Annotated in this window: 14 protein-coding genes and 1 pseudogene; 12 read left to right on the forward strand and 3 right to left on the reverse strand. The window is 71.3% G+C overall.

The window, feature by feature from the left end; all coding sequences use genetic code 11:
* Positions 1-112: 112 nt before the first annotated feature.
* A pseudogene (locus E2651_RS19610) lies at positions 113-406 on the reverse strand (hypothetical protein); the annotation flags it as partial.
* Positions 407-489: 83 nt separating this feature from the next.
* On the reverse strand, positions 490-2,298 hold the full coding sequence (phsA, locus tag E2651_RS19615; protein WP_245239014.1) for an O-aminophenol oxidase PhsA: 1,809 nt from the start codon (positions 2,296-2,298) through the stop codon (positions 490-492).
* A 196-nt stretch (positions 2,299-2,494) separates the two neighbouring features.
* On the opposite strand from phsA, the gene E2651_RS19620 reads away from it, so the two are divergent.
* The 8 genes from E2651_RS19620 (at position 2,495) to E2651_RS19655 (ending at position 11,115) form a co-directional block, all read left to right on the forward strand.
* Entirely contained in the window at positions 2,495-3,715 is a 1,221-nt protein-coding gene (locus tag E2651_RS19620) for a hypothetical protein (protein ID WP_135332479.1), read from the forward strand.
* A gap of 103 nt (positions 3,716-3,818) precedes the next feature.
* Complete coding sequence (locus tag E2651_RS44675) at positions 3,819-4,196, forward strand: hypothetical protein (protein WP_209446191.1); 378 nt, start codon at positions 3,819-3,821, stop codon at positions 4,194-4,196.
* Between the two features lie 195 nt (positions 4,197-4,391).
* Positions 4,392-4,850 (forward strand): hypothetical protein, encoded by a 459-nt coding sequence (locus E2651_RS19630; RefSeq protein WP_135332480.1) that lies wholly within the window; start codon positions 4,392-4,394, stop codon positions 4,848-4,850.
* Between the two features lie 189 nt (positions 4,851-5,039).
* The gene (locus E2651_RS19635) at positions 5,040-5,840 is read left to right on the forward strand and encodes an alpha/beta hydrolase (RefSeq protein ID WP_135332495.1); all 801 of its coding nucleotides are present in this window, start codon (positions 5,040-5,042) and stop codon (positions 5,838-5,840) included.
* Entirely contained in the window at positions 5,837-7,177 is a 1,341-nt protein-coding gene (locus E2651_RS19640; RefSeq protein WP_135332481.1) for a cytochrome P450, read from the forward strand. The genes E2651_RS19635 and E2651_RS19640 overlap by 4 nt, the downstream gene beginning before the upstream one ends.
* An 81-nt stretch (positions 7,178-7,258) precedes the next feature.
* Positions 7,259-8,533: a DUF1266 domain-containing protein gene (locus E2651_RS19645; protein ID WP_135332482.1), complete on the forward strand. Its 1,275-nt coding sequence runs from the start codon at positions 7,259-7,261 to the stop codon at positions 8,531-8,533.
* A 108-nt stretch (positions 8,534-8,641) separates the two neighbouring features.
* A complete protein-coding gene (locus E2651_RS19650; protein ID WP_135332483.1) occupies positions 8,642-10,777 on the forward strand; it encodes a tetratricopeptide repeat protein in 2,136 nt (711 codons plus the stop codon).
* 107 nt (positions 10,778-10,884) lie between these two features.
* Positions 10,885-11,115 carry a hypothetical protein gene (locus E2651_RS19655; protein ID WP_135332484.1) on the forward strand — a complete coding sequence of 77 codons (231 nt, stop codon included), beginning with the start codon at positions 10,885-10,887 and terminating at the stop codon, positions 11,113-11,115.
* Here the strand turns inward: E2651_RS19655 and E2651_RS19660 are convergent.
* The gene (locus tag E2651_RS19660) at positions 11,085-12,338 is read right to left on the reverse strand and encodes a hypothetical protein (RefSeq protein ID WP_135332485.1); all 1,254 of its coding nucleotides are present in this window, start codon (positions 12,336-12,338) and stop codon (positions 11,085-11,087) included. The genes E2651_RS19655 and E2651_RS19660 overlap by 31 nt on opposite strands.
* Before the next feature lie 284 nt (positions 12,339-12,622).
* On the opposite strand from E2651_RS19660, the gene E2651_RS19665 reads away from it, so the two are divergent.
* The 4 genes from E2651_RS19665 to E2651_RS19680 all read left to right on the forward strand — a co-directional run bounded on the left by E2651_RS19665 (position 12,623) and on the right by E2651_RS19680 (position 20,774).
* Entirely contained in the window at positions 12,623-15,871 is a 3,249-nt protein-coding gene (locus E2651_RS19665; protein ID WP_245239016.1) for a tetratricopeptide repeat protein, read from the forward strand.
* A 409-nt stretch (positions 15,872-16,280) separates the two neighbouring features.
* The gene (locus tag E2651_RS19670) at positions 16,281-17,297 is read left to right on the forward strand and encodes a LacI family DNA-binding transcriptional regulator (RefSeq protein ID WP_135332487.1); all 1,017 of its coding nucleotides are present in this window, start codon (positions 16,281-16,283) and stop codon (positions 17,295-17,297) included.
* Positions 17,294-18,838, forward strand: coding sequence for a sugar ABC transporter ATP-binding protein (locus E2651_RS19675; protein ID WP_135332488.1), 1,545 nt, complete (start codon positions 17,294-17,296; stop codon positions 18,836-18,838). Before E2651_RS19670 ends, E2651_RS19675 begins: the two co-directional genes overlap by 4 nt.
* Complete coding sequence (locus E2651_RS19680) at positions 18,828-20,774, forward strand: substrate-binding domain-containing protein (RefSeq protein ID WP_135332489.1); 1,947 nt, start codon at positions 18,828-18,830, stop codon at positions 20,772-20,774. The genes E2651_RS19675 and E2651_RS19680 overlap by 11 nt, the downstream gene beginning before the upstream one ends.
* Positions 20,775-20,815 lie beyond the last annotated feature (41 nt).

The following is a 20,815-nucleotide window of genomic DNA, read 5'->3' on the forward strand; positions in this document are numbered from 1 at the left end:
GTATCTGTACCCGAGACGAGGATGAAGACGTGCTTCCCGTTATCGTACTGACGACTCGTAATGTTTTGATTCATGAGCGTCTCGTGGGCTCGGAGATGCGTATAAGAGACAGCTTCTGCATGTCGGCCAGCTTGCTCAAGCCGATGACGGTGGCGCCGACCGTGCCGAGGCCCACCCCCGACAGCACGAGGACCGTCGAGAAGAGCACCCCGAAGAGCAGGGTCCGCAGCCGTCGGCCACGCCTGCGGGCGGCATGCGGCCGATGCCCGGCACCGGGCCCACGACCGCCCGCGCCGGGATTCCGGGCGGCGCCGCCGAGCCTCCGCCTGATTCCGGTACCGAACCTACGGCCGCTCCCGGGCCCCTGCCCGGGCAGCGGCTTGGGACGCAACGCAGTCTGTTCCATGGCTCGCCTCCGGCCACAGCCCTACCCGGCGTGACCCCGCGCGACGATCCCCGAAAGAGTGATGTCCAGGCGGACAGCTACCGCTAGTGGCCCCCGTGCCCCGCCCCGTGGTCGAACTTCAGGGCCTCCTTGGGCATCACCACGAAGGGGCGCATCATGCCCATGTCCTCGTGTTCCAGGAGGTGGCAGTGGTACATGAAGCGGCCGTAGGCGCCGTCGAACCTGCCCATCACACGCAGCAGTTGACCGCCGGGGACCAGGAAGACGTCCTTCCAGCCCCGCTCGTTCGGGGCGAGGGGGATCTCCGTCTTCGGGTCGAAGGCGATCGGGGTCCGGGTGCCGCCCAGGGTGACGTCGAAGCCTGATACGTCGTAGGCGTCGCGCCCCTGGAGCTGGAAGTCGGCCAGGTGGATGTGCATGGGGTGGGTCACCGGCGGGTCCACCGCGAGGTTCAGGAAGCTCCACTGTTCGTGGCTGCCCTCGGCGACGGTGAAGCCCAGGCCGTCGTTGAAGGTGCGGGCGGTGCGCCGGTAGGTCTTGATCTTGCCGTCCTCGCCGCGGAGTTGGACGACTCCCTCGGCCGGGACGTGGACGTCGCCCGCGTCCTTGATCTCGGCCATCTCCCAGATCTCCGGATGGCCGCCACCGCCCTTCGTGGCCGGCGGCGTCAGCACGATCAGCCGGTGCCCGTGCTCGACGTCATGGCTCAGCGGGCGGAACGAGCCGGAGAGGATCTCCGGCAGCGCGAAGTCGTCCTGCGTCTCCGTGTCCCCTACGCGGAACTCCATGACCTGCGGGTAGCGCACGTCGTTCGCCGGGTCCGGCACCCCGGGGGCCTGGCCGCTGCCCTTGTTGACGAGCCGCACCCGCTTGCCCGCGAGCGCGCGGAAGTCGATGAGCAGGTCCATCCGCTCGGCAGGGGCGACGGTGAGCGTGGGCAGCGCCTCGTCGAAGTCGACCGGCACCGGACGCGGCAGGAGGCCGCCGTCACTGCCGATCTGGTGCAGCGCCCCGCGCACCGGGTTGTTGTCCTCGTCCACCAGGACGAGGTCGTAGATGCGGGCGTTCGACGCGTTGACCAGGCGGAAGCGGTGCCACGCCGGGTCGACGTCCACGTACGGCCAGATGCGGCCGTTGACCGTGGTGTACGGGCCCGTGAAGGGCAGCGAGACGGGCTTGCCCGTCTCGGGGTTCTCGGCCTGGACGATGACGGTCTTGTGCAGCAGGCGGCCGTTGAGCCGGCCGTCTTCGTCCGTGTCCAGGTTCCGGTCGGCGAGCAGGAGCGGGATCTCCCGCTCCCCGGAGGGGAGATGGAGCGCGTCCTCCTCGTCGTCCCTGACGAGATACGTGCCGTAGAGCCCCGCCTGGACGTTCCAGCGCGTGATGTTCATGGCGTGATCGTGGTACCACCACTGCACCGCCTGGTGGTCGTTCGGGTACTCGGCGAGCTGTGCGTCGCCGTACCCCACCGCGTTGTCGGCCCAGCCGTCGTTCCCGCCGCCCGTCTGCGCGCCGTGCACGTGCGTGACCGTCCAGGCGGGCAGCGCGGCCACGTCCTTGTTCGGCTCGACGCCGCCGCGCCCCGGCTCGGTGGCCGGGCTCGGGTCCGCCTGCGGCACCTCCACGGCCGTGACGGGATACTCGCCCTCCTTGGGGATGCGGTTGGTCCACGCGATCCTTACGCGCTCACCGCGCCGCACCTCGATGGTCGGGCCCGGCACGCAGCCGTCGTACCCCCACATCAAGGTCGGCGGCAGCTGCGGGTGCAGCCGCACCCAGGCCGGGCGCAGCGCGATCTCGGTCTCTTCCCGTACGTCCCCGGATGCGGGCCGCAGCACCGGCGGGACCGGCAGCGGGGTCACGTACGGATCGATGATGTCGATGTCGGTCAAGGCGGAACAACCCCCGTGTTCGGCAACGCGGTCAACGTTGCGCGCAGCAAAGAACATGTACGACTCAGAAGACTCCGTACGCACCGGCCAAGTTCCGTGAATGCCTCATTCCGCAAGAAAAGTCTCGGAAACCGCATAGGGAAGCGAGTGCTCCTGATGCGGGTCTGCTGTCAGTTGACGCTGTTACTTTCGGAACATGACCGAACGTGCACTGCGTCTGCTGCGACAGGACCCGCGCCTGGCCGAGCTGGCGGCGTTCCCTTTCGCATTCGACCTGTCCCGGACGGACCACGTCGAAGAGGTGCGGCTGGCCTCCGGCGGTCCGCTGGAGGCGATCGCGGGGGACGACTCCGGGGGCACGTACTTCGTGTGCGCGGACGGATCCGTGCTGTACGCCGACTCCGAGGGTTCGGCCGGGGTCATCGGGGACAGCGTGGACGAGGCCCTGGAGATCCTCGTCGGCCTGCCCGGCTGGCAGGACTACGTGAGGCTCTCGCCGGACGACGACGAGGCGCGCATCCTGGCCGAGATCGCCGACACGGAGGGCGACTTCCGCGAGGACTGCGTGCCCGATCTCGACGCGCACCGCGCCGAGCTGCGGGCCGCGCTCGGGTTCCCGGAGCGCTCTCCCGTGCAGCTCGTCGCGCGCCTGCACGCCGCGCTGCTGCGCACCGAGCCGGACCACCTCCTGCTCAACGCGGTCGAGCACCTCGCCTACCGGCGCCTCGACCCCCATCCGCGCCCGCCCCTGTGGGAGCAGGTGCTCACCAGGGGGCGCACGGACCTGGCCCTGTTGCGGACGGGCGACCGCGCGACCTGGGACGCGGTGGCCGGAAGCCGTCCGCGCCGGGTGGCGGCGCTGCGGGCCGCCCAGTACGACCGGCGGAACACGGACCGTGCCCTCCTGCGCCACCTCCTGAAGCACGAGGCGAGCGCTTCCATGTCCGACGAACTGCGGCTCGCGGTCGTCCTGGTGGGCCTCTACGGCCTCGCGGAGGACCTTCCGCTGCTGCGGGACGTCCACGAGACGGACTACGACACGTGGTGCGGTCTCGGCGGGCTCCCCGAGGAGGCGGAGCAGGTTCGCGCATGGGCGCGCTCGTTCGACGATTCCAACTACGGGGTGGATCCCGACGACGAACCGGAATCCACCTGGCTGGAGCTCGCGCGCGGCCTCGGCCTCATCGAGACGGCCCGCGCCTACCTGATCCGCGAGCTGGACGACACCGAATCCGACGCGACTCAACTGACCTTCCTCGGCAACGAGTTGGGCCTCATCGGCGACTACACCCAGGCGATACGGGCCCAACGGCTGTATGTGGCGCTGCAGGACACCGAGCACGGCCGCGCGGCGGCGCGCTCGCGCCTCGCCGAGCTGGAGCGGAAGGCCGTGGACGGGGCGGCGGCGGAATCGTAGGTTTCCCCGCACGAGCCGGTCCGGCCGCTCTAGGCTGCGGGACTGAACTCGTGAACTCGGCTCCGAAAGGGGCCTGGACCAGCTCCGGGAAGGAACCTCCTACATGACCGACGCGCCGCTGCCCGCGGAGCTGCTCCTGGACCGGGAAGCCTCCGACGATCTGCGGCACGAGCTCGTCTCGGCCCTCGACGGCCTGGGCGTCCGCACGGCACGGGTGCGCCGCGCGGTCGACCACCGGGGCGCGGCGGACATCCCCTGGATCATGCTGGCCTCGCTCCCTCTGCAGGCCTTCCTCAGCGGGCTCGGCGTGGGCGCGGACGGCCTCGCGCCGGGCGGCGTCGGACATGGCCATCAGCTTGCCCACGTCGAGCGGCGGCCGCGTCACACCGAACGGGTCGCTTCCGTCGGACGGCGGGTCGGGCGGTGCCCCCTCGATCCACTCCTTGGCGGTCACCTCGGCCCAGGTGTCGGCGAGGGGTGAACTGCCCTGGCCGCCCACGCCGTAGTGCACGCGGTAGAAGTGGTCGAGCGTCGGGCCGTGGAAGCGGTCGAACTCCGCGTCCGGGCCGATGCCGATGATCTGCTGCGGGGCGCGCCGCGGGGCGTCGGCCCAGGTGCTGAACGTCAGCGACACGGCGTACGCGTGAGGCAGCGAGGCGCAGGCGAGGGCGACCCAGTGGGCCACGGTCTCCGGGTCGTGCTCGGCGACGACGATCTGGCGCCCCGCGCGCTCCTCGAAGAGGCGGCGCACATCAGCGAGGAAGGGCTCGACACGGGAGGCGTGTGTGCGGGCGAAGGCGATGAGCTGTTCGGTGCCCAAGTCGGCGGCGGGCGGCGGGAGTTCATCCGGAGAGTCGGCCAACACGACCTCGACCCGCTGTTCGGCGTCGGTCGCGCAGAGGAGGCTGCCGCCTCCGGGGAGCCTGCTGCGGCTGAGCCCACGACGGTGGCCCACAGCGAGGACGCACTCGGCCAACTCATCGACTTCCAGGGGCCGTTCCCCCTCCAGCTCCAGCTGCTCCTGCTTCTCCTGATCCTCCGGTCCCTGCGGTGCGGGAATCAGACGGACGGCTCCGGTGTCCGGCTCCTCGTCGAGCCGGTAACTGAGGCGGCGGATGGCCATGCCACATTCTGACCATCCGTACGCCCCGAGCGCAGGCCGAACGCCAAGCTTCCCCCTTCCTCGGGAATCACTCCGCGCGCTCGGTGCGCTCGGTGCGCCCTTGCGGTCCCGGCGGGTTGCGGCCACGGTGGTCACGGGCCGCCACGAACGGCCCTGTGAACGGCCCTTTCCGTACCGGCGATCGGAGTCGACGTGGCCTCCCTGCCCTCCTTCCCCCTCCCCCATGTCCTGATCGGCGACGGTCCGCACAAGGTGATCGCCGTGCACGGCTGGCTCGCCGACCGCTCGGCGTACGAGCCGGTGCTCGCGGACCTCGACCGCGCCTCGTTCCAGTACGCGGTGGTCGATCTGCGCGGGTACGGGGAGGCGAAGGACGCCGTCGGCGCGTACACGGCCTCCGAGGGGGCCACCGATGTCGTCGCACTCGCGGACCGCCTCGGCTGGGACCGCTTCTCGCTGATCGGCCACTCCATGGGCGCCAGCGTCGCCCAGCGGGTCCTGGCGCTCGCACCGCACCGGGTCCGCAGGCTGGTCGGCGTCTCCCCCGTGCCCGCGTCCGGCCTCGACCTGCCCCCGGAGCAGTGGGAGCTGTTCGCCGAGGCCGACCGGCTGCCGGGGAACCGCCGCGCGATCATGGACGTGACCACCGGCGGGACACGGCCCGCGGCCTGGCTCGACCGCATGATGGAGCGCTCCCTCGCGGTCAGTGACGCGAAGGCCTTCCGCGCCTGGCTCGACTCCTGGGCGCGCGAGGACTTCCACGACCGGATCGAGGGCTCGATCGTGCCGGCGCTCGCGGTGGTCGGCGCGCTGGATCCCGCCCTGGGGGCGGAGCTGATGCGCCGGACCTGGCTGCGCTGGTACGCGCGCGCCGAGCTGGTCGAGCTCGCCGAGGCGGGCCACTACGCGATGGACGAGACTCCGCTCGCCCTCATCAGCGCCGTGGAGGATTTCCTGCGGGAGGACGAGGCGGGCGGCGAGGGGCGCGACGGTTCGTCATGAGCGTACGAACTCCTCGTTCGGGAGACGGTGAACTCCCCGAACTCACCGCCATGCCCGACGTGTTCGACCCTCGGCAGTACGCGTCCGGAGTCCCGCACGACCGCTACCGCACACTCCGTGACCGGCAGCCCGTCGCCTGGCAGGACGAGCCGGAGGTGCTCGACTGGCCCGCAGGGCCCGGCTTCTGGGCGGTGACCCGGCACGCGGACGTCGTCCACGTCCTCAGGGACTCCGGCGCCTTCTCCTCGCACCTGGGCGCCACCCAGATCCGCGATCCCGACCCGGACGACCTGCCGTTCATCCGGCGCATGATGCTCAATCAGGACCCGCCTGGCCACGGCAGGTTGCGGCGTCTGGTCAGCCGCGCCTTCACGCCCCGGCGCGTGGAGCGCTTCGAGTCCCTGGCCCGCGACCGGGCCCGGGCCCTGCTCGGCGCCGCGACGGACCGGGCCCGCGCGGGCGACGGCACCTGCGATCTCGTCACCGACATCACCGACGACTACGCGCTGCTCAACCTCTCCGATCTCCTCGGCGTGCCCGACGCCGACCGCGGCCTGCTGCTGCACTGGACGCAGCGCGTGATCGGCTACCAGGACCCCGACGAGGCAGGCGAGTTGACGCTCGGCCCGGACGGAAAACCGGTCAATCCGCGCTCCCCGGCGATGCTGCGCGACATGTTCGCCTACGCCCAGGACCTGGCGGCGCACAAACGCCGCGCGCCCGCCGACGACATCATGACGACCCTCGCCACCGACCCCGAACTGACCGCCCCCGAGCTGGAGATGTTCTTCTTCCTGCTCACGGTCGCGGGCAACGACACCGTACGCAGCGCGGCGCCCGGTGGTCTCCTCGCGCTCATCGAGCACCCGGACGAGTACCGCCGCCTGCGCGACGGCGACGCCCCGCTCGCCACCGCGGTGGACGAACTGCTCCGCCACCACCCACCCGTGCTCACCTTCCGCCGCACGGCCACCCGCGACACGCGCCTTGCGGGCAGGACCATCCGCGCCGGGGACAAGGTGGTCGTCTTCCACGCCTCGGCCAACCACGACGAGCGCGTCTTCACCGACCCGCACCGCCTGGACCTGTCCCGCACCCCCAACCCCCACGTCTCCTTCGGCGAGGGCCCACACGTCTGCCTGGGCGCACACTTCGCCCGCCTCCAACTCCGTGTCCTGTACGAGGAGTTCCGCGACGCATGGAGCGCGCCCGCCGATCTGGCCGGGCCACCGCGGCGGCTCGTCTCCAACTTCATCAACGGCTTGAAGTCGGTGCCGGTGCAGGTGCCGGACCAGGTGCCGGTCCAGGTGCCGGTCCAGGTGCCGAAGGCGCGGTAGTTCCGTGGTTCCGTTACGGTTCAAGATCCACCGCGAACCCGCGCGCGGACCCCGCGCGCCGCCCACCACGGAGACTCCCGCATGCACGGCGCAGCCGTCCCCGCAGCCGAGGACGAGTACCACGACGACATCTTCCCCGACCTCGACGCGCCGGAGGACGGAACTCCCTGGCAGGCGCCCGCCGACCTCGAAGAGCACCTCTACGAACTCGCCGAGGCCGACGACGCCTACACCTACCTCCGGGCCATCTCCATCACGGGCCTCTACCGCCCGGTGGCGATGAGCGACGTGGCGCCGGGCGCGACGGAACGCCCCGTCCTCACCATCGACGTCCCGGACGGCCGCAAGGTGGCGCAGATGTACACCGCGGGCGTGCTGCCGCGGCCGCATCCGGAGGTGGTGTACGAGTTCGTCACGCTCGGCACGCTGGCGAACGAACTCCCCGTCGACATCGACCTCTTGGTGGTCAACGCGGCAACCCCGTGCCAGCAGTTCTTCCTGACGACCGACGACGAGCGGGAGGTGTGGGCGGATCTGCACGAGGCCAACTACGACTCCGGCCGCCTCATGGACCGCGTCGACACCCGCCGCACCGGGGCCCCCGATTCCGTCACGCTGCTGCGCGGCCTGGCCTGCGGAGCCCACCTCTGCTTCGCCAACGGCGACGCCTGGAACACCCTCGACTGGCACGGCGCGGGCTACCACTCCGAGGTCGAACGCCTCGAGGAGTGGTGGGGCGTACACGACCGCGAGGAGTGGCTCGGCGTGCAGGAGCGGCTCCTGAACCGTGAAGTCAGCCCCTGGTACTGGGACTTCGTCCTCGGCGCCCGCACCTCGCTGATCGCAGAGTACGGCCCCCGAGTCGATCCCGAGCTGTGGCGCCAGTGCGTGGAAGTGACCATCCGCAACCGCGTGTTCGAGTCGGAAGGCCCCGACGCCCCGCACAGGCCGGGCGACGACCCGGACCTGGACGACTTCGTCGCCGCGCTGCGCGGCCTGGTGGGCAAGGTGCTGCGCTACGAGTCCCGCTTCCGCGCCGACGGCCTCCTGCCGGCCGACGGCCATGTCGCCTCCGTCGCGGCCTGGGACATCGGCCGCGCCTCGAAGATGGCCCGCTGGGGCAGGGGCGCGCGCTACGCGACACACGCCGAGCTGCACGAGGCCATCGAACGCGCGGGCCACGCGGCGCAGTCGGCGTACGGCTCGTGGGAGGAGTTCTCCGCCGGATACGTCCTCGGCAGGTGCCTGCACTTCGACGAGGAGCACTTCGGCGACTGGTACACGACGGTGCTGCACGCCCACCGGGAACTGGTCTCGGACCCGGACAGCCCGTGGCTGACGGTGCCGTTCGGCTAGGGCTCGGCAAGGGAGAGCCAGGTCACCCCCGCCTGACGGATATCGATTGCTTGTACGGAAAGGATTCCTCCAGAAGCTGGTACTCACCACGCGGTCGGAGGGGAACGGGTGCGGGGGCAGGAGCACGGCGGCCACAACGAGTTGAGCGGCACGGTGCACGGTCCCGTAGTGCAGGCCGGTGCCGTGCACGGCGACATCCACATCCGCGCGACCGCCGTCGAGCGGCAGGCGCCCTGGCAGCTGCCGCCGTCCGCCCGCATCACCGACCGCACAGCCGAGCTGGGCGCCCTGGAGTCGCACCGCGCCCGCGCCGGCCGTGACGGGCATCCCACCCTTGCCGCGGTCAGTGGCCTGGGCGGAGTCGGCAAGACCGCGGTCGCGCTGGCCTGGCTGCACGCCCTGCGCCCCGACTTTCCCGGCGGGCAGCTCTACGCCGACCTGGGGGCCCAGTCTCCGGGCGGGCCCGCGGACCCCGGCGAAGTCGTCGGCCGCTTCCTGCGCGCCCTGGGCATCCCCACCCGGCGGCTGCCGACAGCGCTCGCCGAACGGGTGGCCCTGTACCGCTCGTTGACCATGGGGCGACGGATCGTGGTGCTCCTCGACGACGCCGCGAGCGCCGCCCAGGTCAGGCCCCTGCTGCCCGGCGGACAGAACGTGACGGCGGTGACCAGCCGTTGGCGCATCCCCGGCCTGACCGTCGACGGCTGCTACGCGGTGTACCTGGAACCGCTCGCACCGGCGGCGGCGGTCGAACTCCTGGCGGCCACGCTTGCCGACGGCCGAGTGGCCGCACAACCGCAAGAGGCCCTGGAGCTGGTCGAGTTGTGTGCCGGGCTGCCCCTTGCCGTCCGGGTGGCCGGGGCCCGGCTCGCGGCACGTCCACGGCGACGCATCACCACGATGGTGCGTGCGCTGACCGAGGAGCACGACCGCCTGGAGGCGTTGGCGATCGAAGGCGACCACAGCGTGATGGCGGCGCTCGACCTTTCGTACCAAAGCCTGTCGCCGCGGGCCGCGCGGCTCTACCGCCTCCTCGGCCTGCACCCCGGCCCCGAGTTCGCCGCCGCGGCTGCCACGGCGGCCCTCGGCGAGGACGCCGAGGAGCCCCTCGACGCACTGCACGACGCGAATCTCCTTGTCGACACCGGCGATGAGCGCTACCGCTTCCATGATCTCGTACGCCTCCACGCGGCCGCGAAGAGCGAGCAGGACGAGCCCGCACGGGAGCGTGCCGCGGCCCTGCGGCGCATCGCCGACCACTACTTGGTCACCGCGACGCACGCCGAGCGGATCGTCGACCCGCAGCACCGCACGATGGACCGCGACTACGGCGAAGGGCCGGTGCACGCCGCGGACTTCGGCGACGATCCGGGCAGCGCGCTCGACTGGCTCGAGCACGAGCTGCCCAACCTCATGGCGGTGCTCCGCCGCGCGCGGCCCGCGGGCTTCCCGACCGTCGGCTGGCAGCTCGCCGACGCGCTGTGGCCGCTCTTTTTGCGGCGCAAGTACTACCAGGAGTGGCGTGCCGCTCACGAGGAAGGCCTGGCAGCGGCAACGGAGTTGGGGGACGCGGCGGCGGAGTGCCGGATGCTCACCTCCGGCGGAATCGGCGAGCTCGGCATGGGGTGCCCCGGGCGGGCCCTGGAGATGTTCGAGCGGGCGGCCCGTACCTTCCTGGCCACCGCGGACACACTCGGGCACGCCCGCACGCTGAACTACCGGGGCCTGGCCCACCAGCAGCTCGGTGACCTGGACCGGGCCGCCCGGCTCTTCACGCGGGCGGCCGACGAACTGCCGCGCGTCGGTGACCCGCGGGCCGGCGGCCTTGCCGGACTCAACCTCGCCGATGTCGCGCTCACCCGTGGACACGCCGAGGCGTCGGGCGACGCGGCGCGGGCCGCGTACACAGCACTCCGGGAGGCCGGCGACTCGTACAACGCGGCCCGCGCGGAGATCCTGCTGGGGCGTGTCTGTCTCGCCCGGAACCTACTCGCCGAAGCGGATGCCCACCTCTCCGGGGCACTGGTCGTCCTGCGCGGTATGGGCGCGGACTTCGAGACCGCCCGCGCCCTCGAGAGCCTGGCCGGGCTCTGCGACAGGCGCGGGCAGCCGGAAAGCGCCCGAAGCCGCTACCGGGAAGCGCTGGACCTCTACGTGGCGGCGGGCTCGCCGGATTCGGCGGAGGCCGAGCGCGTGCGGTCGCACCTTGAATCACCAGGAGGCCAGAACGCCAGCCAGGTGTGAGCCAGCGAAGCCCACATCCGCCAGGGCGGTCCCGGAGGCCGACCCCGCATCGTCAGGTGCACCACAAACCCCCCGGGCCCCGCGCACCGCATCCAGCACTCCGCCCCGTGGTACACCGCCACCACGAGCGCGGCCGGGTGTGCTGCCGCGAGTTCCTCGGCGTACGAGGCATCCGCACCCTCGGCGACGAGTACATCGGCGAGCGGCGGCCAGGGCCGGGACGCGGGCAGCTCCACCCGCAGATGCTCGTCCACGGCCGGTGCACAGGATTCGGCGGGCACCAGGGTCACCCGCGTGCGGCACACCGTCATGACACGACGCTGCCCGGCTCGTCGTAACGCAGCGTGCGCGGCAGTCGGGCGGGTTCCGTGGTCGGCCGCGCCGCGGGGGCCCGCAGTCGCATCTTGCGGTAGATCAGCGCGCGCATCCTGCCGGCGAACTGGCCCGGTTCCGACGTGATGCGGGCGGCGACCTGGGCGTACAGCTGTGCACGGTACGTCGTCGAACTGCGGCCCAGCTGCCTGCGCAGCGGGCGGTCCGCGTGCAGGCGCGGCGCGAAGGCCCGCAGCTCGGCCAGCGGCGAGCTGGGGTCGAGGCCCGCGTCCGTCCGGCCGGCCATCAGGACGGGCGCGCCCGTCATCGCCCCGTACAGCGAGACGGAACCGTGGTCGCCCACGATGTAGTCGGCGGCGACGAGCGCCCCGGCCCACTCCGAGTACTGGCTCACCACGGTGAGTCCCGCGCGCCCGAGCCCGGCGAGCCAGCTGCGGATCTGCCACTCCCCATGGGCGTTCCAGACGTGCGGGTGCAGCAGTGCGGCGATCCGGAACTCGTCGCGCGGCAACTCGGCGACGAGCTGTTCGAGCAGCTCCCAGCCCTGCCCCAGGAGAGAGTCGGGCCCCCAGGTGGAGCAGATGAGGACGAGGCGCTGCCGGGCCCTCGTGTGCAGGGCCTCCCGGTACAGGGCGCGCGACGGCAGGCTCGCGGCGATCCGGTCGAAGCAGGGATCGCCGACCACTTCCGCGGCGGGCACGGCCTCGGGGCACTCGCGGCCGAGGCGGGCCAGCTCCTCGCGGTGGGCGAGCACGATCGCATCGGGCACCACCGTGCCGTCGCGCACCAGCCACTGGCGGCTCAGGCCGTACACGCCAGGACCGGTGACCGTGCGTCCGCGCTGCCCGCCGGAGACCAGCTTGTTGTGCCCGGCGCCGTGCGGCAGCACGATCACCGGCGCGTGCAGTTCGTGCAGGCTTTCATGGCCCGCGGCGACGGCGAGGTCGAACCGCGTCTGGACGGCCTGGTCCCAAGGGAGCACCAGGCCGCCGAGCTCCGCCAGAAAGGCGGCCACACCGTTGCTGAACACGTCGGGTGCCGCGGTGAAGATCACCTGCACCCGTGCGTCCCCCTCCAGCAACCGGACTGCCTCGAGCAGCCGCTGTCCGGCGGTCACCGTGTGCACCACGGCGAGGACCCGCCTGCGGATCGGGCGAGTGGCCCAGCGCTCGACGTCCAGGCGCACCGGCACATGGCGCCAGTGCGCTTCCAGCATGGTCGTGCTCATTGATTCGGCCCCCTGGTCGTATCGGCCGCGGCGGTTCGCGGCGTCCGAGTCGGGGATGCCCGGGGGGTTGGACGTTCGGCTTGCAGGAATCCTGCAGTCCACGTGACTGCTCGCGCGGCGAGGTCGAGCGGCCCCGCGCGGCGCACCCGCACTGTGCGCCTGCCGCGCCTCCGTGCGCCTCTGTCTGCTCCCCCTGGCCGTGCGGCAACAGTGAGCAGAGTTCCGCACAGATGTGCGGGAGCTGCCGGCGGCAGCGGGAAGAAGCGCACCCATCGGGGGTGGTGGTGGAACTTCTTGCTCTGGGACCTCTTGAACTATGGCAGCACGGGCGGCAGTTCGAGCTCGGATCACCCAAAGAGCGCTGCGTCCTCGCGGTGCTGGTCCACGCCCGTGGCGAGCCGGTCACGATGGACGCGCTGATGGACCGCGTCTGGGACGGCGAACCGCCGCCCACCGCCCATGACACGCTGCAGAGTTACCTCTCACGGTTGCGCACACGGCTTGACCGGTCGGTGGGCGAACTGGCCCGAGTGGAGCGGTACGCACCGCGCCTCTACCAGCTGCGCGTCGACCGGGAGGACGTCGACCTGCTGCGCTTCCAGCGGCTGCGCGCGGACGCCGCCGCGGCCGCGGGGCAGGGCAAGCGGGACCTGGCCATCGGTCTGCTGCGGACCGCCGAGGCACTGTGGCGGGGTGAGCCGCTGACGGAATTCACCGGCACCTGGGCGCAGTCGGCACGATCCCGGCTCGTCGAGGACCATCGCCGCATGCGCGAGGAACGGATCCGCCTGGAACTGGAGTCGGGCCTGCATGCCGACCTCATCGGCGAACTGCACGAGCTTGCCGCCCAGAACCCCCTGGCCCAGCAGGTGATCGCCTCGCTGATGCTTGCGTTGTACCGCTCCGGTCGCCCCGACGAGGCACTCGCGCTCTACCGGACCACGCGCAGCCGGCTCCGCGAAGGCCAAGGAATCGAGCCCGGTGGGCAGTTGCAGGAGCTGCACCTGCGCATTCTGGAGCAGGATCGTACGTTGATGGAGGTGCTGCCGGGCGCGCCGACAGATCCGGACACGGCTGCGCCCGAGCCGCCCGCCGTCGCCTCGCCCGCTGATCTCCCGCGGGACAACCTCCCGCGCGACACCCGCGATTTCACGGGCCGTGTGAGTGAACTGCGCGTGCTCCTCGGGGAGTCGGCGGTGGCCCCTTCGACCACACCGCGGAGACACCGCAGCGCGCCGACCGCCCCAGCCGAGAGCCACGCCCTCCCGCTCACGGTCATCCACGGCATGCCGGGCTGCGGCAAGACAGCCCTCGCCATCCATGCGGCCCACCGGCTGCGCGAGGCGTATCCCGACGGACAGTTCTACGTGGACCTGCGCGCGTACAGCGGTCAGCCGCCGTACGACCCCGCCGAGGCACTCGGGGTCCTGCTGCACGCCGCGGGGGTGCCGGACCGACTGCCCGATTCCCTCGACGAGCGGGCGGCACGCTGGCGGGAGTGGACGGCACGCCGCCGTGTGGTCGTCGTCCTCGACAACGCCCTGGACGCCGCGCAGGTCGGTCCACTGCTGCCCGGCGCGTCCGGCTGCCGCGCGATCGTGACGAGCCGAAACCGCCTCACCGGCCTGAACGGCGCGACACCGCTGTTCCTCGATGTCCTCTCCATGGCGGAGGCCGTGGCGCTCTTCACCCGCGTCGCGGGAGCCGCCCGTGTCTCGGCCGACGCCGACGACACCGAGCTCCGGCAGATCGTGGAGGCCTGCGGCCGACACCCCTTGGCCGTCCAGCTTCTCGCGAGCCACTTCCGCCACCGGGAGTCCTGGGGGCTCCATCATCTGGTCGGCCGCCTCGCCCCGACGGGCTGTTCGCTGGACGCACTGGGCGACGAGGTCACCTCCGCGTTCCATCTCTCGTACGCCGAACTCAGCGCCCCCACACGCCAGTTGTTCCGCCTCCTGGCACTGCACCCGGGCCCGGACATCACGCTGGACGCGGCACGAGCACTGACCGGGACACCCCATGACACGGCCTCCGCGGCGACCCGCAGAAGCGTGGAGGAGCTCCTCGACCGCCACCTGCTCGAGGAGCCGGTTCACGACCGCTACCGTCTGCACGACCTGACCCGCGCCTACGGCCGGCGGATCTGCCTCCGCGATGAACCGGAACCGGCCCGCCGCGCCGCACTCGAAGAGCTTCTCGACCATTTCCTCACGACGGCACACGAAGCGGACCGCGGCGCTCACCCGCACCGACGCGCACTGCGGCTGCCACCTGACCTGAAGCACCAAGTCACCTCGTCCGCAGCGGCGTTCGCCGACCCGGACGAGGCATCCGTGTGGCTCACGGTGGAGCGGGCCAACCTCCTGGCGGTCGCGCGCACGGCGGCCGCGCTGTCCCCACGCCACGCGGCACTCTTCCCGCACGTCCTGTCACCGTCGCTCAAGCTCTGGGGCGCCTGGGACACCGCGGCCGAACTCTACGAAGCGGCGGTGACGGCCCTGCGCGCACGAGGAGACCTCCCGGCCCTGGCCCGCACCCTGGTGGAACGGGCCGATTTCCTGGTCCAGTCGGGCCACGACGAGGCCCTGCACTCGGCGACCGAGGCCCTGGCCCTGTTCCAGGACCTCGGCGATCCGCGGGGAAGCGCCGACGCGCTGCTGCAGTCGGCCCGCGCACGCCTGGCAGCCGGCGACGGCAGTACGGCACTGCACATCCTCGACGAAGCGCTGCGGGCCTACCGCGAGGTCCGGGATCCGCACGGCGAGGCCGAGTCCCTCAATGTGCAGGGCGTGGCGCTGCACAAGGCGGGCCGTCACCGGGAGGCGGAGGAGCGCTTCCGTGCGATGCTCCACATCCACTTGTCCAGGGGCGACGCGTACGGCCAACTGCGCGCCCTGAACAATCTGGGAGAAATCCACCGCATCGACGGCCGGAACGAAGAGGCTCGAGCCCACTTCGAACGCTCGTTGGAGCTGGCCCATCAGGTGGGCGGACGCCAGGAACTGGCCAACCTCTACAGCAACTTGGGCAGCGTGTGCCAGGCGACCGGGCGAACACACCAGGCCCTCGCCTACTTCCAGCGCGCACTGAGCAGTTACCGTGCCGCGCACGACTCCCGAGGGGAGTCGGACACGCTGATCAGCCTGGGCGAGGCCTACATCGCGCACCGGCGCCACAATGAGGCGCTGTGGCACTTCACCATGGCCGAACAGATCGCGGGGAGCATCGGCAACCCGTACGAGCGGGTGAGCTCGCTCGTCGGGATCGGCACGGCACAGCACCATCTGGGCCGCTACGACGCGGCGCTCGAAGCCCATCACGAAGCGCTCCGGCTCGCCCGCGAGGTGGACACCCCCTTGGCCGCCGCCCGCGCCCTTGACGGCCTCGCGCGGACCGCCGCCGTCACACAAGGCGCGCCCGCCGCGAGAAGTTTCGCGACGGACGCGCTGACGCTCTACGAACGACTCGGCGTACCGGAACAGGCGCGCAGCCTGCGGGACTTCCTCGTCGAGCCGAGCGCCACGGGTTCCTGAGACCGCGGTCTCAGGCGCTCGCTACCGCCCTCTCCACCACCACATGAAGATCCTGGTCTCACCGTCCGGCACCGGGCCGGTAGTCGAGCGGGAGCCCTTGTCGGCTCCCAGACCCTCTGTTGACACTGTTGCTCCTCGCTACTGGTGTTCCTGCTGTCCCCCTGAGGCGTGAGCGACGCTAGTACCGCCCGGCAGCCCTACCGGGTGGTACATCGGAATCCGTGATCACGAACCGGAGCACAGCCCCGGCGCGCGACCGGGAGCGCGCGCCCACCCGAGCCACCCCCTCCGCTCACCTGAGCCCTCCGCATCACAATCAGGTCTCGCTACCCCTCCACCCCCTTGCCACCCACCCGTGTAATCGATTCCAATCCTCCGTGTAATCGATTCCACAAGGAGGTGGACGGCGATGGCGAGCATCAAGGACGTCGCGGCCGAGGCGGGCGTTTCCGTCGCCACGGTCTCCCGCGTCCTGAACAGTCACCCCTCGGTCAGCCCGGCCGCGCGGGCCCGCGTTCTCGCCGCGGTGGAGAGCCTCGGCTACCGCCCGAACGCCGTCGCCCGGTCGCTTCGCACCGACCAGACCCGCACACTCGGCCTGGTCATCAGCGACGTACTGAATCCGTACTTCACGGCCCTGGCCCGCTCCGTCGAGGAGGCGGCCCGCGCGCTCGGCTACAGCGTGATCATCGGCAACGCCGACGAGCGGCCCGAGCTGCAGGACCACCACGTGCGCACGCTCCTGGACCGGCGGATCGACGGGCTCCTGGTCTCCCCCACCGACGGCGGCTCCCCGCTGATCCTGGACGCCGCGCGCTCCGGCACCCCGATGGTCTTCGTGGACCGGTGGATCCCCGGCGTGGACGTCCCCGTCGTCCGCGCCGACGGCCGCCAGGCCGTCCGTGACCTGGTCGCCCATCTGCACGGGCTCGGCCACCGCAGGCTCGCCATCATCGCGGGCCCCGCGGCCACCACCACCGGCAGCGAGCGCGTCGAGGCCTTCCGGGAGGCGCTCGGGGCCTACGGGCTCGAGCTTCCGGAGGCGTACATCGGGCAGGGCGACTTCCAGGCCGACAGCGGCCGCCGCGCCACCGAGCGGTTCCTCGCGCTGCCCGAGCCGCCGCAGGTGATCTTCGCCGCCGACAACCTCATGGCGCTCGGCGCGCTCGACGCGATCCGCGCGCACGGGCTCAGCGTCCCGCACGACATCGCGCTCGCGGCGTTCGACGACATCCCGTGGTTCGTGCACACCGACCCGCCGATCACCGCGATCGCCCAGCCGACCGGCGACCTGGGGCGGGCCGCCGTACGGGCACTGGCCGACCGGATCGAGGGCAGGCGCCCGCAGTCCGTCACTCTGCCCGCCCGTCTCGTCGTACGCCGCTCCTGCGGCGAGTCCCCCACCGACCTGAGGAGCAACACGTGAGCAACCAGGACGAGTTGCTGCGTATCGAAGGCATACGCAAGACCTTCCCCGGCGTCGTCGCGCTCGACTCCGTCGACTTCGACCTGCGCCGCGGCGAGGTGCATGTCCTGCTCGGCGAGAACGGCGCGGGCAAGAGCACGCTCATCAAGATGCTCTCCGGCGCCTACCGCCCCGACAGCGGCCGCGTCCTGGTCGACGGCGAAGAGGTCCGCATCCACGGGGCGCAGGACGCCGAGCGGCTCGGCATCGCCACGATCTACCAGGAGTTCAATCTCGTGCCCGACCTCACGGTCGCCGAGAACATCTTCCTGGGCCGGCAGCCCCGCCGCTTCGGGATGATCGACCGGAAGACGATGGAGTCGGCAGCCGACGAGCTCTTGAAGCGCGTCGGCGTGCAGGTGTCACCCCGCGCCAAGGTACGCGAACTCGGCATCGCCCGGCTCCAGATGGTGGAGATCGCCAAGGCGCTCAGCCTCGACGCCAGGGTCCTGATCATGGATGAGCCGACCGCCGTACTGACGAGCGAAGAGGTCGACAGACTCTTCGCGATCGTGCGGCAGTTGCGCGAGGACGGCGTCGGCGTCGTCTTCATCACCCACCACCTGGAGGAGATCGCGGCGCTCGGCGACCGCGTCACCGTCCTGCGCGACGGCCGCAGCATCGACCAGGTGCCCGCGTCGACGCCCGAGGACGAGCTCGTACGCCTGATGGTGGGCCGCAGCATCGACCAGCAGTATCCGCGCGAACGCCCCGATACCGGGGGCGCGTTGCTCACCGTCGAGGGCCTCACCCGTGACGGCGTCTTCCACGACATCAGCTTCGAGGTGCGGGCCGGTGAGGTCGTCGGCCTCGCCGGGCTCGTCGGCGCCGGTCGCACCGAGGTGGCGCGCGCGGTCTTCGGCGCCGATCCCTACGACGCGGGCTCGGTCGGCGTACACGGCAAGCGGCTGCCCCGGCACGACGTGAACGCAGCGATGGGCGCCGGCATCGGCCTCGTACCGGAGGACCGCAAGGGCCAGGGGCTCGTCCTCGACGCCTCCGTGCAGGAGAACCTCGGTCTGGTGACGCTGCGTTCGGCGACCCGCTCCGGGCTCGTCGACCTGAAGGGTCAGCGGGTCGCGGCGGCGCGGATCGCCGAGCAGCTCGGCGTGCGGATGGCCGGGCTCGGCCAGCATGTGCGCACGCTCTCCGGCGGCAACCAGCAGAAGGTCGTCATCGGCAAGTGGCTGCTCGCCGAGACGAAGGTGCTGATCCTCGACGAGCCGACGCGCGGCATCGACGTCGGCGCGAAGGTCGAGATCTACCAGCTCATCAATGAGCTGACGGCCTCCGGGCACGCGGTCCTGATGATCTCCAGCGATCTGCCCGAGGTCCTCGGCATGAGCGACCGCGTCCTCGTCATGGCGCAGGGCCGCATCGCGGGCGAACTCGCGGCGGACGACGCGACTCAGGACGCGGTGATGGCGCTCGCCGTCAGCAGCGTCAGCAGTACGGCAGTTCAGAACGGATCAACCGAAGGGAAGGCCTCCCGTGGCCACTGAAACGCTGAAGAGCAACGCGGGTGGCGCCACCGGTCTCCGCCGCCTGCTCCTCGACAACGGCGCGCTGAGCGCCCTGGTCGTCCTGGTGGTGGCGATGTCGCTGCTGTCCGGCGACTTCCTCACGACCCAGAACCTGCTCAACGTGGGCGTGCAGGCCGCCGTGACCGCGATCCTCGCGTTCGGCGTGACCTTCGTCATCGTCTCGGCGGGCATCGACCTGTCGGTCGGCTCGGTGGCCGCGCTCTCCGCCACCGTCCTTGCCTGGACGGCGACTTCGCAGGGTCTGCCGGTCTGGCTCGCGGTCGTCTTCGCGGTCGGCACGGGCCTGGCGTGCGGTTTCGCCAACGGTCTACTCGTCTCGTACGGCAAACTCCCGCCGTTCATCGCGACGTTGGCGATGCTCTCGGTGGCCCGCGGTCTCTCCCTGGTCATCTCGCAGGGCAGCCCGATCCCGTTCCCGGACTCGGTCTCCAACCTCGGTGACACGATCGGCGGCTGGCTGCCGGTCCCGGTGATCGTGATGATCGCGATGGGTCTGGTGACGGCGGTCATCCTGGCCCGTACGTACATCGGCCGCTCCATGTACGCGATCGGCGGCAACGAGGAGGCGGCCCGCCTCTCCGGCCTTCGCGTCAAGCGGCAGAAGCTCGTCATCTACGGCCTCTCCGGTCTCTTCGCCGCCGTCGCGGGCATCGTCCTCGCGTCCCGGCTCGTCTCCGCGCAGCCGCAGGCCGCACAGGGTTACGAGCTGGACGCGATCGCCGCGGTCGTCATCGGCGGCGCGAGCCTGGCGGGCGGCGTCGGCAAGGCGTCGGGCACCCTGATCGGCGCGCTGATCCTCGCGGTCCTGCGCAACGGCCTCAACCTCCTTTCCGTGTCCGCCTTCTGGCAGCAGGTCGTGATCGGCGTCGTCATCGCGCTCGCCGTCCTCCTGGACACCCTGCGCCGCAAGGCGGGAGCGACTCCCGGCGCCTCCTCCGGGACGTCGGGTGCGGCCGGGCGCAAGGGGCCGCAAGCCCTGAAGCTCGGGATCGCCGCCGCGCTCGTGGCGGCCGTGGTCGGCGCCGTCTCCTTCTTCAACAACGGTTCCTCCGGTACGACGACGAAGATCGGCATGTCGCTCTCGACCCTGAACAACCCCTTCTTCGTACAGATGAAGGCGGGCGCGCAGGCGGAGGCCGAGAAGGCGGGCATCGACCTCACGGTCACGGACGCGCAGAACGACGCGTCCCAACAGACCAACCAGCTGCAGAACTTCACCGGCGAAGGCATGAAGTCGATCATCGTCAACCCGGTCGACTCGGACGCGGTGGGCCCGGCGGTACGCGGCGCCAACAAGTCGGACATCCCGGTGATCGCCGCCGACCGCGGTGTGAACAAGGCGAAGGCGGCGACGCTCGTGGCCTCCGACAACGTCGCGGGCGGCAAGCTCGCCGCGAAGACCCTCGCCGAGAAGCTGGGCGGCAAGGGCAAGATCGTCACGCTCCAGGGCGTCGCGGGTACGTCGGCCAGCCGCGAGCGCGGCAAGGGCTTCGCCGACGGCCTCAAGGAGTACCCGGGCATCGAGGTCGTCGCCTCACAGCCCGCGGACTTCGACCGCACCAAGGGCCTGGACGTCATGACGAACCTCATCCAGTCCAACCCCGGCATCGACGGTGTCTTCGCCGAGAACGACGAGATGGCGCTGGGCGCGGCCAAGGCGCTCGGCAACAAGGCGGGCAAGTCGGTCGCGGTGGTCGGCTTCGACGGAACTCCCGACGGACTGAAGGCCGTTGAGGCGGGCACGCTGTACGCGTCCGTGGCGCAGCAGCCCGATGAGCTGGGCCGGATCGCCGTGCGGAACGCGGTGAACGCGGCACGGGGCAAGGACGTCGAGTCAATGGTGAAGGTGCCGGTGAAGGTGGTCACGAGGAAGAGCGTGGCCGACTTCTCCTGACCGTCACGCCACCGCCGTACCCACGCACGCACTCACGCACT

Source organism: Streptomyces sp. MZ04 (assembly GCF_004684775.1).
Taxonomy (GTDB): domain Bacteria; phylum Actinomycetota; class Actinomycetes; order Streptomycetales; family Streptomycetaceae; genus Streptomyces.